Source organism: Thalassospira sp. CH_XMU1458 (assembly GCF_037027205.1).
GTDB classification, from domain to species: Bacteria; Pseudomonadota; Alphaproteobacteria; order Rhodospirillales; family Thalassospiraceae; genus Thalassospira; species Thalassospira tepidiphila.
The window spans coordinates 160,795-173,698 of the sequence record NZ_JAYMDW010000003.1; the positions used below are offsets into that span (position 1 = coordinate 160,795).

The following is a 12,904-nucleotide window of genomic DNA, read 5'->3' on the forward strand; positions in this document are numbered from 1 at the left end:
TTCCCAGATTTTTGGGGCCGCTTACCCCGTAACGATCAGAAAACGGGCGGCAAACCGATGTTTGCCGCCCGCTTTTGCAATTACAGCGACAGCCAGGGCTGCGATGCAGCGCGCTTGGCTTCGAAATCGTTGATGGCATCGGCCTTCTGCAGGGTCAGGCCAATGTCGTCGAGGCCATTCAGCAGGCAATGCTTGCGGAATTCTTCGACTTCAAACTTGATGCAGCCGCCATCCGGACCAGTGATTTCCTGATTTTCAAGATCAACGGTGACGGTGGCATTTGCACCGCGTTCGGCGTCGGCCATCAGCTTGTCGACATCTTCTTGCGGCAGACGGATCGGAAGGATGCCGTTCTTAAAGCAGTTGTTATAGAAAATGTCGGCAAAGCTTGGTGCGATCACGCAGCGAATACCGAAATCAAGCAGCGACCACGGTGCGTGTTCACGCGACGAGCCACAGCCGAAATTGTCACCCGATACAAGAATCTTGGCATTGCGATAGGCCGGTTTGTTCAGAACGAAATCCGGAATTTCGTTGCCGTTATCGTCGTAACGCATTTCATCAAACAGGTTCTTGCCAAGGCCCGAACGTTTGATGGTTTTGAGGAACTGTTTGGGAATGATCATGTCGGTATCGACATTGATCATCGGCAGTGGTGCTGCAACACCGGTGAGCTTGGTGAATTTTTCCATTATCTTATCCCTTGCTTCCAGTTTCCCAGGCCAGACCGAGTGCTTCGATCAATTCTTCGGTCGCGTCGAGTTCCTGGGCCACGAAGTCCGGCAGGTTGATGCCGGTCAGTTGCGGCAGGAGGTGCTCAAGCACCGGTGCGCGGCCCAGACGAGGGGCACTTTCGCGGAAATTGATCAATGTGTGATCGGCCATGGGGAACCTTCCTTAACCGAGTTTGCGAATGTCGGTCAGATGACCGGTGATCGCAGCCGCAGCTGCCATGGCCGGGCTGACGAGGTGGGTACGACCACCACGGCCCTGACGGCCTTCGAAGTTACGGTTCGAGGTCGAAGCGCAACGCTCGCCCGGGGCCAGACGGTCCGGGTTCATCGCCAGACACATCGAGCAGCCCGGTTCGCGCCAGTCAAAGCCTGCTTCGATGAAGATCTCATGCAGACCTTCTGCCTCTGCCTGTTCTTTCACAAGGCCGGAGCCCGGAACGATCATGGCATTGACGGTTTCGGCAACCTTGCGACCCTTGGCGACTTCGGCAACAGCACGCAGGTCTTCGATACGACCGTTGGTGCAAGAACCAATAAAGACTCGGTCGATCTTGATTTCCTCGATCGGGGTGCCGGCGGTCAGCCCCATATATTCCAGCGAACGGGCAATGGCCTTTTGCTTGCCGGCATCCTTGCCGTCAGACGGGAACGGAACGGTGCCGGTAACCGGAACAACGTCTTCCGGGCTGGTGCCCCAGGTAACCTGCGGGACGATTTCGGCGGCATCGATTTCGACAATCTTGTCGTAATGTGCGCCTTCGTCAGACGGCAGGGTCTTCCAGTATTCAACAGCCTGTTCGAACGCGGCACCTTTCGGGGCCATCGGGCGGCCCTTGATATATTCAAAGGTTTTCTCGTCCGGGGCGATCAGGCCAGCGCGTGCGCCGCCTTCGATCGACATGTTGCAGACCGTCATGCGGCCTTCAACCGACAGCGAACGGATGGCTGAGCCAGCATATTCGATGACATAGCCGGTACCACCGGCAGTGCCGATGCGACCGATGATCGCAAGGGTGATGTCCTTGGCGGTCACACCCGGATGCAGATCGCCTTCGACCTTGACCAGCATGTTTTTGGCCGGTTTCTGAACCAGCGTCTGGGTGGCCAGAACGTGTTCAACTTCGGACGTACCGATACCAAATGCCAGCGCGCCAAATGCGCCGTGGGTCGAGGTGTGGCTGTCACCACAAACCATGGTCACGCCAGGAAGGGTAAAGCCTTCTTCCGGGCCGACGATGTGCACGATGCCCTGACGCAGATCGTTCATCGGGAAATAGTGAATGCCGGTATCCTTGGCGTTCTGGTCAAGGGTTTCAACCTGAATGCGGCTGTCTTCTTCCTTGATGCCTTCGGAACGGTCAGAGGTCGGAACGTTGTGATCCGGCACGGCGAGCGTCAATTCCGGATGGCGCACTTTGCGGCCTGAATTGCGCAGACCTTCGAAGGCCTGCGGGCTGGTCACTTCGTGGACGAGATGACGGTCAATATAAAGCAGGCAGGTACCATCATCCTGCGTGTCGACCACATGGCTTTCCCAAATCTTGTCAAAAAGGGTTTTAGGTTGACCCATCTCGACCTCCTCATAATACATCGATCTTTTGAGCAGCAACGATCAAGCCGCTGGGTGCGGTTCTGAATGGGACGAAGATCGCGACAATACCTGCTTTTGACGGCGGGTGGGGCTTGACGTTTCTCCGGCGCAACCGGCTTTATCCGGTTTGCGAAATTTTATTATCCAGAACCACGCGGGTTTGTTCGTTTTTGCCGCGGGAGTGCCTTTATACACGCCGCCTTCCAAATCGCAAGGTATCGGGCGCGTGTTTTTGGATCATGCACACTTTTAAATAGAGTGTATCATTTTACAGCATCCCAGAGTAGCCAAATCAGCGTTTAACGATATAGGTAAGGGATATCTGATATAATGAAAGCTGATAAATTTATCGTCGGATTTCTGCGGGACTGCATTCTTTGAGGCTAAATCCGGCGATTCGCTATAATGCAACCAATGAGTGTATTTGGCGGTTTCTGGTCTCGCCCTGACCAGGGACCGGAAACGAAAACGGGCCCACCCGAAGGTGAGCCCGTCTTTGTTCTGATGCTGAGAACAGCGAAGAATTACTTCTTCTTGCGTTCTTCGGCGGTCAGTTTGCCTTTGTGGCCGGTGGTCTGCTCGGCGATACGTGCAGATTTACCGGTACGGCCACGAAGGTAGTAGAGTTTCGCGCGACGTACGTCACCGCGGCGAACGACTTCGATTTTGTCGATGGCCGGGGAGTACGACTGGAAGATACGCTCAACGCCTTCGCCCGATGCGATTTTACGCACGGTGAAGGAAGAGTTCAGGCCGCGGTTCTTACGCGCAATGCATACGCCTTCGAACTGCTGGATACGCTCACGGGTACCTTCAACGACTTTCAGGTGTACACGGACGGTATCACCTGCATCGAATTCCGGAACTTCGCGCTGCGCAACGATTTTGTCGAGCTGCTCTTTCTCGAGCTGCTGGATGATGTTGGTCATGGTTTAACCCTCTTTGATGTTCCCGTTTGCCACGTACCGGTCCCAAAGGTCCGGGCGTCGCGCGCGGGTAATTTCTTCTGCCTGAGCATGCCGCCAGGCTTGTACCTTGGCATGATGTCCGGAAAGCAAGATCTCCGGCACGTCACGCCCGTTCCAATTGGCCGGGCGCGTGTAATGCGGATATTCAAGCAACCCGGTTTCAAAGCTTTCCTCGTCGACAGACTCGGTCTTGTTGACCGTTCCCTCGATGAGGCGAATGCACGATTCAATCAGGACCATGGCCGGCAGTTCGCCGCCCATGAGGATGTAATCACCGATGCTGATTTCCTCGGCCTCGTGTTCATCCAGAACCCGTTGGTCGATACCTTCGTAACGACCGCAAAGCAGGATGGCACCCGGGCCTGCTGCCAATTCGCGGCAGCGTTTCTGGTTCAGCACTTTTCCCCGCGGGCTGAGATAAATCAGCGGCAATTGCGGTGCATCTGCACGCAATTCACGCAGGGCGGCGTCGACAATATCCGGGCGCATGACCATACCGGCCCCGCCCCCAAAGGGATTGTCGTCTACAGTGCGGTGGCGGTCGGTTGCATGATCGCGGATGTCTTTGACATCAAGCGACCAGATCCCGTTTTCAAGCGCCTTGCCAGCCAAAGACTGACCAAGCACACCCGGAAACATTTCCGGGAACAGGGTTGCAACTTTTGCCTGCCACACAGACATCGATCAGGCCTCCTTCCCGCTGCCGGTCGCGGTTTCCGCGCCTACTGCATCTGCAGCAACGGCATCAGAATCGCGGTCGGCCTGAGAGTCCTTGCGGGGTTTGTTCGGACGACGGTTACGATTACCGGGTCCGTCCTCATCCTGCAGTAGCCCCTCGGGCGGATTTACCACCATCTTGCGTTCCGAAAGAATGACCTCGGGCACGACTTCCTTGGTGAAGGGAAGAACAACAACCTTGTTCTTGGCTTCTTCGAGCGCGACTTCGATTACGTCGCCAGCGCCAAAATCAGCCACACCCCGTACGGTGCCAAAAACCGAACCATCAATGTGGAACGCTTTCAGACCGACAAGGTCAGCAAGGTAGAATTCATCTTCTTCAACCGTGTCAGGCAGTGCAGCACGCGGTACATGCAGCTTGGTGCCCCGCAGCCGTTCGGCGGCGTCCCGGTCGTCCACACCTTCGATCTTGGCGATCAACTGGTCGCGGACATGTCCGACAGGAGACAGCTTGTATTTCACGCGTCCCTTGGCGTCGAACAACGGGCCGTAACCGACAAGGTTATCCGGATCGACGGTATAGCTTTTGACGCGCACGGCACCACGCACCCCGTGCGGGGCGGTGATCATGCCGACGCAGACATAAGCTTCGTCGTTTTTGGATTTGCGGGTATCAGCCATTTCGGTTCACAAGTTTCCGGTATCTGATCAAAGCGTGCGTTCAGCGATTACTCGCCTGCAGCTTCTTCTTCAGCAGGTGCTGCTGCTTCGGCAGCGGCTTCCGCAGCAGCGGCAGCAGCAGCTTCGGCTTTCTCAGCTTTCTCACGAAGACGTTCCTGAGCTTTCGCTTTCGGAGCAGACTTCTGCGGCTGTTCGGTCGGTTTGAACGCGTCAGCCAGGCCAGCTTTGCCCAGGAAACGTGCAACACGATCGGTCGGCTGTGCGCCAACGGACAGCCAGTATTTGATGCGCTCTTCTTTGAAGGTCACGCGGTTGTCAGCATCCTTCGGGAGCATCGGGTCATAGGTACCGACGCGCTCGATGAAGCTGCCGTCACGCGGGGCACGAACGTCAGCAACTACGATACGGTAGTACGGACGCTTCTTGGCACCGCCACGGGAAAGACGAATCTTGACAGCCATTCGGATAAGTTCCTTTCAGCTTGGGTTTGTAGTCTTCTAAATCATGACCCCGAGGGGCCTATTCACTTGGTCTTTGATCCGGCTTTGTGGGCCGGTTTTGGTTCCTAAGAGGAATTCTTGAAGAACCCATTTCAGAACCGGGGGCTTGGCTATTTCTTTTTGCCGAACCCCGGGAATCCCGGAGGCAAGCCACCGCCGCCTCCCAATCCCGGTAACCCGGGCGGCAAACCGCCCCCGCCACCGGTAAATCCTTTTGGCAAGTTGTTGAGATCGGGCATATCGCCGCCCTCAAGCATTGCCGGGTCCATTTTCGGCATGCCGCCAAACAAACCCTTTTTGCCCATCTTGCCCATCTTTTTGATCATGGTGGACATGGTCTGGTACTGCTTCAGAAGCTTGTTCACATCCTGAACGCTCAAGCCACAGCCAGCGGCAATACGCTTTTTGCGCGATGCCTTGATCAGGGCCGGGTTTTCACGTTCCTTCGGCGTCATCGACAGGATGATCGCTTCCTGGTGGGTCAGAAGTTTGGGATCAAGCTTGGTCTGCGACATCTGTTTTTTCAGCGCGCCCATGCCCGGCAGCATCCCCATGATGCCGGAAAGATCACCCATTTTCTGAAGCTGTTTGAGCTGTGCCAGAAGGTCGTTCAGGTCAAACTGACCCTTGCGCAGCTTCTTGGCCATTTTCTCGGCGTCTTCGGCCTTGATGTTTTCGGCAGCCTTTTCAACCAGGCTGACAACATCGCCCATGCCAAGAATACGGTTGGCGATACGATCGGGATGGAAGGCTTCCATCTCGTCGATTTTTTCGCCGATACCGATCATCTTGATCGGGCAACCGGTGATTTGACGCATCGAAAGGGCGGCACCACCGCGCGCATCACCATCAACACGGGTTAGAACGATACCGGTGATGCCGACCTTGTCGGCAAATTCCTTGGCAACGTTGACCGAGTCCTGACCGGTCATCGCATCGGTAACCAGAAGGGTCTCGACCGGGTTGACGGCATCACGGATCTGGGCGACTTCGCTCATCAGTTCCATGTCGATATGCAGACGACCGGCGGTATCAAGGATGACCGCGTCATAGCCTTCCTTGCGGCCGGTATCCATCGCACGTTTGGCAATCGAAACCGGTTTTTCGCCCATGACGATCGGCAGAATGCCAAGACCGTTATCGTCGGCCAGAACTTTCAGCTGCTGCTGGGCGGCCGGACGATAGATATCAAGCGATGCCAGAAGGACTTTCTTGTTGCGCTTTTTGGTCAGGTTCAGCGCGATCTTGGCGGAACTGGTGGTTTTACCCGAACCCTGCAGACCGACCATCAGGATCGGAACCGGCGGGGTGGAAGCGAGATTGATTTCCTCGCCTTCGCCCAGCATGTTTTTCAGTTCGTCATGGACGATCTTAACAACCATCTGGCCCGGCGTGACCGAGCGCAGAACATCGGCACCAACTGCACGTTCGGTGGCGTTGGAGATAAAGGTTTTAACGACCGGAAGTGCCACGTCCGCCTCAAGCAGGGCGACGCGTACTTCGCGCATGGCCTCCTTGACGTCGGATTCTTTCAGCGCGCCACGTTTGCGCAGCTTATCGAGAACCCCGCCAAGGCGATCGCTTAGTCCTTCAAACATTCCAAATCCCGTCTGTGTTGCTGGTGTTTCCACCGTGTGCGCACAAAAAACTAAAACCCAGTGCTCGAAACTCGAGGACTGGGGGAGTCACCTCTTGGGCGACCTTTGGTGGGGAGGGTTTATTGGATCAGGGGGTGGGAGTCAAGCGCAATCGGGCGCAAAAGCGCGTTATTCTGCGCTTTTCATCCTGTTTGGCGCGCAATCGGCGATTCCGCCACTGTGCCCGGGTGTTTAACCGGCAGTAATGCCCGGCTCGTGCCCTGAGTTACGCAGGCTCAATCGCGTGATTGTCAATCAGACGCGCCTTGCCCAGCCGGGCGGCAACAAAGATTCGGGCCGGTTTTGTCACCGTATCACTGATCAGTTCCAGCGTATCGGCATTGCGGACTTCAAGGTAATCGATCGGATCAAACCCGGCAGACAAGATATCTTCGCGCCCCTTGGCCAGAAGCGGGCCGAGTTCGGCGCCCTTGGCGGCCTTGGCGGTGATTTCAGCAAGCACTTTGTTGAGCGTCGGGGCAATCGCGCGTTCTTCCGGCGTCAGATAGCGGTTGCGCGATGACATGGCGAGGCCGTCATCTTCGCGCAGGATTTTTGCCCCGATGATCTCGACCGGGATGTTCAGATCTGCGCTGAAGCGCCGGATGACCATCAGTTGCTGATAGTCTTTCTGTCCGAAAATCGCCCAATCTGGCTGGGCCTGGAGCAGCAATTTGGTGACAACCTGTGCCACGCCATCAAAGTGGCCGGGGCGGGCCGCCCCACACAGCACATTGGTCATCGCGCCATCCACAGAGACCTTGGTGGCAAAACCGTCGGGATACATTTCCTCGACCGAGGGGGCAAAGCACAGCTCGACCCCGGCGTTATCGAGCAGTTTCTGATCGGCGGGCAGGGTGCGGGGATATGCACCGAAATCCTCGTTCGGGGCGAACTGGGTCGGATTGACGAAAATCGAAACGATCACCCGATCTGCATGTTCACGCGCCAGATGTGTCAGGCTGATATGGCCATCATGAAGCGCGCCCATGGTCGGAACCAGGGCGACACGCAGGCCTTCGGCGCGCCAGTTGGCAACAGTCGCGCGCAGATCAGCGACAGTGTGAACAGTCGTAAGGGACATCGTTTTCGTCGTATCGAAGATTGCAGAAAATCGCGGCGGTCTGGATCAGACCGCGCGCAACTTACCTTTTTTCGCTAACCCAAAGCAATGTTCATCCGTCGGGAACTGACGGGTGCGCACTTCGTCGGCGTATTGGCCGACGGCCTCGGATACCGCATCGCCAAGATTGGCGTAGCGTTTGACGAATTTCGGCGTGAAGTCGGAAAACAGACCAAGGATGTCTTCGGTGACCAGAACCTGCCCATCACAGGCGACCGAGGCACCAATGCCAATGGTCGGGATGTCGATGGCCTCGGTGATCTGACGGGCAACGGGTTCAACCGTGCCTTCGACGACAACCGAAAAGGCACCGGCCTTGGCAACCGCCTTGGCATCAGCAAGGGTTTTGCGTGCGGTTTCTTCGTCACGGCCCTGACTTTTGAAGCCGCCCATGGTGTTGACCTGTTGGGGCATCAGGCCAATATGGGCCATGACTGGCACGCCGCGCATGGACAGGAATTCGATGGTTTCGGCAAGTTCGGCACCGCCTTCAAGCTTGACGGCGGCACAGCCGGTTTCAGCCAGAATGTGGGATGCTGTGCGGAACGCCTGTTCCTTGGATTCCTGATAGCTGCCAAACGGCAGATCAACAACAACACAGGCATTCTTTGATCCGCGCATCACGGCCTTGCCATGGTTGACCATCATATCGACGGTCACGGCAAGCGTGCTTTCCATGCCATAAACAACCATGCCCAGTGAATCACCGACCAGAAGCAGGTCGCAATGTTCATCAAGACGTTGCGCCATCGGCGCGGTATAGGCCGTCAGGCAGACAATCGGATCTTTGCCCTTACGGGCACGGAGTTCTGGGACGGAGGTCCGGCCCATCTTTTTGCTGGTGGCACTCATGACGTTTCTCCCCCGGTACAACCGGATTTCGCTGCCCGATCTTTGTCGAGCGTGCGGTCATGTTTACAATATCATGACCGCGATCGGGAAACCTTTTTTGCAATCGCGAAATAGGCAATTCGGCCAATAACCGGGATTTTGGGCATAGTTTGGCTGATCGTTCGAAGGATCAGCGTCCTAAATTGCTATTGGCCGATTACAGGCACGCAGAAATCAAAGACCTTCGGCAAGATCTTCAAGCATGTCGAGACCGACCGCCTCGATATGGCGGTTATCCTTGAGCGTGATCGTTGCTTCCTTGCGCAACTGGGTCAGGGTACGTGACACGGTTTCAATGGTCAGACCCAGATAGTCGGCAATGTCGGAACGGCTCATGGGCACGTTGATGGTCTCGCTGCTTTCGCCGCGATGTTCCTGACGGCGGGCCAGCATCAGAAGGAAGGATGCGACCTTTTCCTTGGCGGTCTTGCGGCCAAGCAGAAGCATCTGATCCTGTGCGGCGGCCAGTTCATCGACCGCCATGCCCAGCATGCGTTTTTCAAGATGCGGAAACTTGTCGAACAGTTTTTCCAGCTTCTGGCGCGGGAACCGACATGCGGTTACCGGTTCAATCGCCTCGGCGGTGTAGCTGTAATTGGCATTCAGTGCGAGACCAAGAAAGTCACCCGCAAACAGAAAACCGGTGATCTGGCGGCGGCCATCGCCGAGCAATTTATACAACTTTACAGAGCCGGATGTGACGTTGAAGACGTAGTCTGCGTCTTCTGCCTCGTGGAAAATCGTCGTGTGCGGGTCATAATGTGCATGCGTAAGCAATTGACGCAGCTGATCATGTTCATCGCCATGCAATGCGGAGCAAAAAGTTAAGTCCTTGATAGAACAGGCTTCGCAGATTTGGGGGCGGACTGCCATCGTAGACTCCGATGCTGGTGACCCGGTAGGCGCATTGTAAACAAATCTATCCGATGAGATAGCCCTGTTTCAAGCAATTCTAACTATCGCCTTGATGGAACTTCTTTGAGTTCCCCGGAGGCGTGACGTCATCGTCATCAAACAGAATGCGATTTGCCGCACCTTCCATATCGTCAAACTGCCCGGAACGCAACGACCACAAGAAGGCCCCAAGGCCAAGAAGCCCCAGAAACAATGCAATCGGGATCAGGAGAAGGAGGTTGCTCATGGCATTATATCCCTGCCTGCTGCGACAACGTGGTCGCCGGTTTGATGCCGACCCCGTCAGACTTGCCCGATTTTGCGTGTAAACGCAAGGCATTGGCGATCACAATCAGGGATGAGGATGACATGGCGATTGCCGCAAAAAGCGGGGTGACAAACCCTGATACCGCCAGCGGGATCGTGATCACGTTATAAGCAAAGGAAAGGGCAAAATTTTGACGGACAAGTCGATCAGCCTTGCGCGCGACATCAATTGCCTCGATCACGGCGCCAAGCCGATCACCCTGAAACACGATATCGGCCGCATTTTGCGAAATTTCAGCAGCCGTCGCCGGGGACATTGACGCATGCGCCGCGGCAAGGGCCGGTGCGTCGTTGATACCATCGCCGACCATCAAATCATGGTTGCCGCGATCAGCGCGGGCCTGAATATGGTTGGCTTTTTCGGTTGGCGACATCCGTGCCATCCAGCTGGTAATGCCAAGTGTTTCGGCAAGCTGGCGCACGGTGCTTTCGCGGTCACCTGACAACAGGGTCATTTCAAAGCCACGCGTGCGCAGGGTGTCGATCACTTCGGGTGCGTCGCTGCGCATCGTATCGCGGAAGACAAACCGGGTCGGGGCAATGCCGGGTTCAGACAGCCACAATTCCGGTCCGGTAATATCGGATGGTACATCGGCGTTTTCGGCAACATCGCAGAAAGCACGACTGCCAAGCCGGATCGGACCCGCTGGGCCCTGCATCATCAGGCCGAGACCTGCTTGTTCGGTAACATTGGTTTGCGGGGGCACGTTTCCGGCGGCACGCACCAGTGCGCGGGATAACGGATGGTTGCTGTTGGCGGCCATGCCGGCGGCAAGCATCAGTTTGTCTTGCTGTGGTTCGCCGACCAGTTCGGGTTTGCCCGTGGTCAATGTGCCGGTTTTATCGAAAATGATGCCGGTGATCTTGGTCAGTCGTTCAAGGGCGGTTGCCGATTTGACAAGAATACCCGCACGCAACAGACGCCCGGTCGCAATGACCTGAACAACGGGAACCGCAAGCGCCAGCGCGCAGGGGCAGGTAATGATCAGAACCGCGATGGCGTTCATCAGCGCATCCTGCCAGCCGATGCCACCAATCAACCACCAGCCGATAAAGGTCGCCAGCGACAGGGTATGAACAACTGGCGCATAGGCCTTTGCCACCCGATCAGCAATGGCGACATATCTGGCACGGCCCTGTTCGGCATTTTCCATCAGACGCACGATTTCGGACAGCAACGTATTGCCACCGGTTGCCGTGACTTCGATACGAAGCGGGGCGGAAATATTGGTTGTTCCAGCAAATACGGTGGTGCCCGGACGGGTCAGAACGGGGATGCTTTCACCGGTGATGATGCTGGTATCGACATCGGACTGGCCGTCGATCACCTTGCCGTCGATGCCGATGCGTTCACCGGCCGCAGCCAGAACGATCATGCCTGGTGTGGCCTTTTGCGGTGCGATCAGACGCCGCGTGCCATCAGGTTCAATCACGGTGATCGAGCGGGCATTCAGCGATAGAAGATGTTCAGCCGCCGAGCGTGCCTGCCCGCGTGCGCGACCATCAAGATAGCGCCCGATCAGCAGAAAGAACAAAAGGGTAATCGCACTGTCGAAATAGGCATGCGGTTCGCCGCGAATGGTTTGTGCCAAGCTCATGCCAAGTGCCAGAATGACGCCCAGACTGATCGGCACATCCATATTGACGCGACGATTGCGAATGGCCCCAAGGGCGGATCGATAAAACGGCAATCCGGCATAGGCGGCGGCAGGCAGCGCGATCAGGGCCGATATCCAGTGAAACAGATCGCGGGTCGCCCCGCCCATGCCCTGAAAATATCCGGCCCAGACCGAGACCGACAGCAACATCACATTGCCCGCCGCAAACCCGGCAACCGCCAGACAGCGCAGCAATTCCTTGTTGCGCGATGTTGTCGCCTGTTCAAGGGCGGCTGGATCAAACGGGATCAGGCGATAGCCCATCTGCATCACCGGGCGAATGATGTCTTCGATATCGGCGACTTCACCCTGCCAGCTCAGTCGGAGGCGGCGTGTCGTCATATTGACGCGGGCCTGCAATACGGCACTGTTTCGTTGCAGGAGGGTTTCGATCAGCCAGACACAGGCAGCGCAATGGATGCCGTCGACCATCAGGTTCAGATGATGATGACCGTCGGTATCGGTGCTGGCCAGTTCGGTGAAATCAAAGCTTGCGATTTCGTCTTCGTCCGGGCGAAGGGCCCGGACCTTGGGATCGATTGCGCGTCGGTTGTAATAGGATGTCAGTCCCATTTCGCCCAAGAGCTCAAAGGCACCAGCACACCCGGCACAACAAAAGTCGGGTGCGGCAGGTGACATGGCTGTCACCGGCTCGCCGCAATGGCGACAGGGCTGAAGGGCGACGTTCATGGATTTACGACGACATACTCGACAGTTTGATAATCATCCCCCATCGCGTTGGCGATGGTGCGCAATTGCCAACGACCATAAACCGGGAAGGCAGCACTTGCACGATATTCACCCGGTGCGATTTCGGCCATCGCGATGGTGGTATCTAGATCATCACGGTCTGCCCGCGACATCACAATAGACATTTTCGCCCCGGTGATCGGGTTGGAATCTTTGTCGCGGAACAGGACGGTGATGGTGCCGTTTTGATCAATGACACCATCGACACTAAGTTTGCTGCGCCAGCCCAGTTCTTCCTGACGGGCAGCACCGGAAATGGCCGCGTTATAGTTGTTGCCCTCTTCGAAGGCATGTTTGGTCACAAGGCCATTCCAGCTGGTCATCGAAAAGGTGATCAGCGAGATATTGGCAATCAGCATGACGGCGAAGCCGCCGACAAAATACCACGGAATCCAGCGATCCGACTTGCGCGGGCCATTCTGATCTGTGGAAGGTGATGTCATCTGCATTGCCATATCTTGTCTCCTGAACT

Annotated in this window: 14 protein-coding genes; all 14 read right to left on the reverse strand. The window is 56.3% G+C overall.

Annotated features, from left to right (window positions below):
- Positions 1-80: 80 nt before the first annotated feature.
- The 14 genes from leuD to WBY09_RS14845 all read right to left on the reverse strand — a co-directional run bounded on the left by leuD (position 81) and on the right by WBY09_RS14845 (position 12,887).
- Complete coding sequence (leuD, locus tag WBY09_RS14780) at positions 81-692, reverse strand: 3-isopropylmalate dehydratase small subunit (RefSeq protein WP_008889809.1); 612 nt, start codon at positions 690-692, stop codon at positions 81-83.
- 4 nt (positions 693-696) lie between these two features.
- On the reverse strand, positions 697-885 hold the full coding sequence (locus tag WBY09_RS14785) for a hypothetical protein (RefSeq protein ID WP_008889810.1): 189 nt from the start codon (positions 883-885) through the stop codon (positions 697-699).
- A 12-nt stretch (positions 886-897) separates the two neighbouring features.
- A complete protein-coding gene (leuC, locus tag WBY09_RS14790; protein ID WP_008889811.1) occupies positions 898-2,304 on the reverse strand; it encodes a 3-isopropylmalate dehydratase large subunit in 1,407 nt (468 codons plus the stop codon).
- Positions 2,305-2,849: 545 nt separating this feature from the next.
- A complete protein-coding gene (gene rplS, locus WBY09_RS14795) occupies positions 2,850-3,254 on the reverse strand; it encodes a 50S ribosomal protein L19 (RefSeq protein WP_008889812.1) in 405 nt (134 codons plus the stop codon).
- 3 nt (positions 3,255-3,257) lie between these two features.
- On the reverse strand, positions 3,258-3,974 hold the full coding sequence (trmD, locus tag WBY09_RS14800) for a tRNA (guanosine(37)-N1)-methyltransferase TrmD (protein WP_336233133.1): 717 nt from the start codon (positions 3,972-3,974) through the stop codon (positions 3,258-3,260).
- 3 nt (positions 3,975-3,977) lie between these two features.
- Positions 3,978-4,652, reverse strand: coding sequence for a ribosome maturation factor RimM (gene rimM / locus WBY09_RS14805; protein ID WP_008889814.1), 675 nt, complete (start codon positions 4,650-4,652; stop codon positions 3,978-3,980).
- Positions 4,653-4,699: 47 nt separating this feature from the next.
- Positions 4,700-5,113: a 30S ribosomal protein S16 gene (gene rpsP, locus WBY09_RS14810; RefSeq protein WP_008889815.1), complete on the reverse strand. Its 414-nt coding sequence runs from the start codon at positions 5,111-5,113 to the stop codon at positions 4,700-4,702.
- A 149-nt stretch (positions 5,114-5,262) separates the two neighbouring features.
- Positions 5,263-6,750 carry a signal recognition particle protein gene (gene ffh, locus WBY09_RS14815; protein WP_063089190.1) on the reverse strand — a complete coding sequence of 496 codons (1,488 nt, stop codon included), beginning with the start codon at positions 6,748-6,750 and terminating at the stop codon, positions 5,263-5,265.
- Positions 6,751-7,015: 265 nt separating this feature from the next.
- On the reverse strand, positions 7,016-7,873 hold the full coding sequence (gene panC / locus WBY09_RS14820) for a pantoate--beta-alanine ligase (RefSeq protein ID WP_336233135.1): 858 nt from the start codon (positions 7,871-7,873) through the stop codon (positions 7,016-7,018).
- 45 nt (positions 7,874-7,918) lie between these two features.
- Positions 7,919-8,764, reverse strand: coding sequence for a 3-methyl-2-oxobutanoate hydroxymethyltransferase (panB, locus tag WBY09_RS14825; RefSeq protein WP_336233136.1), 846 nt, complete (start codon positions 8,762-8,764; stop codon positions 7,919-7,921).
- A gap of 213 nt (positions 8,765-8,977) precedes the next feature.
- Complete coding sequence (locus WBY09_RS14830) at positions 8,978-9,676, reverse strand: cyclic nucleotide-binding domain-containing protein (protein WP_051007599.1); 699 nt, start codon at positions 9,674-9,676, stop codon at positions 8,978-8,980.
- 79 nt (positions 9,677-9,755) lie between these two features.
- Positions 9,756-9,944: a cbb3-type cytochrome oxidase assembly protein CcoS gene (gene ccoS, locus WBY09_RS14835; protein ID WP_008889820.1), complete on the reverse strand. Its 189-nt coding sequence runs from the start codon at positions 9,942-9,944 to the stop codon at positions 9,756-9,758.
- A 4-nt stretch (positions 9,945-9,948) separates the two neighbouring features.
- Positions 9,949-12,321, reverse strand: coding sequence for a heavy metal translocating P-type ATPase metal-binding domain-containing protein (locus tag WBY09_RS14840; protein WP_443082664.1), 2,373 nt, complete (start codon positions 12,319-12,321; stop codon positions 9,949-9,951).
- Positions 12,322-12,368: 47 nt separating this feature from the next.
- Positions 12,369-12,887, reverse strand: coding sequence for a FixH family protein (locus tag WBY09_RS14845; RefSeq protein ID WP_008889822.1), 519 nt, complete (start codon positions 12,885-12,887; stop codon positions 12,369-12,371).
- Positions 12,888-12,904: the final 17 nt, after the last annotated feature.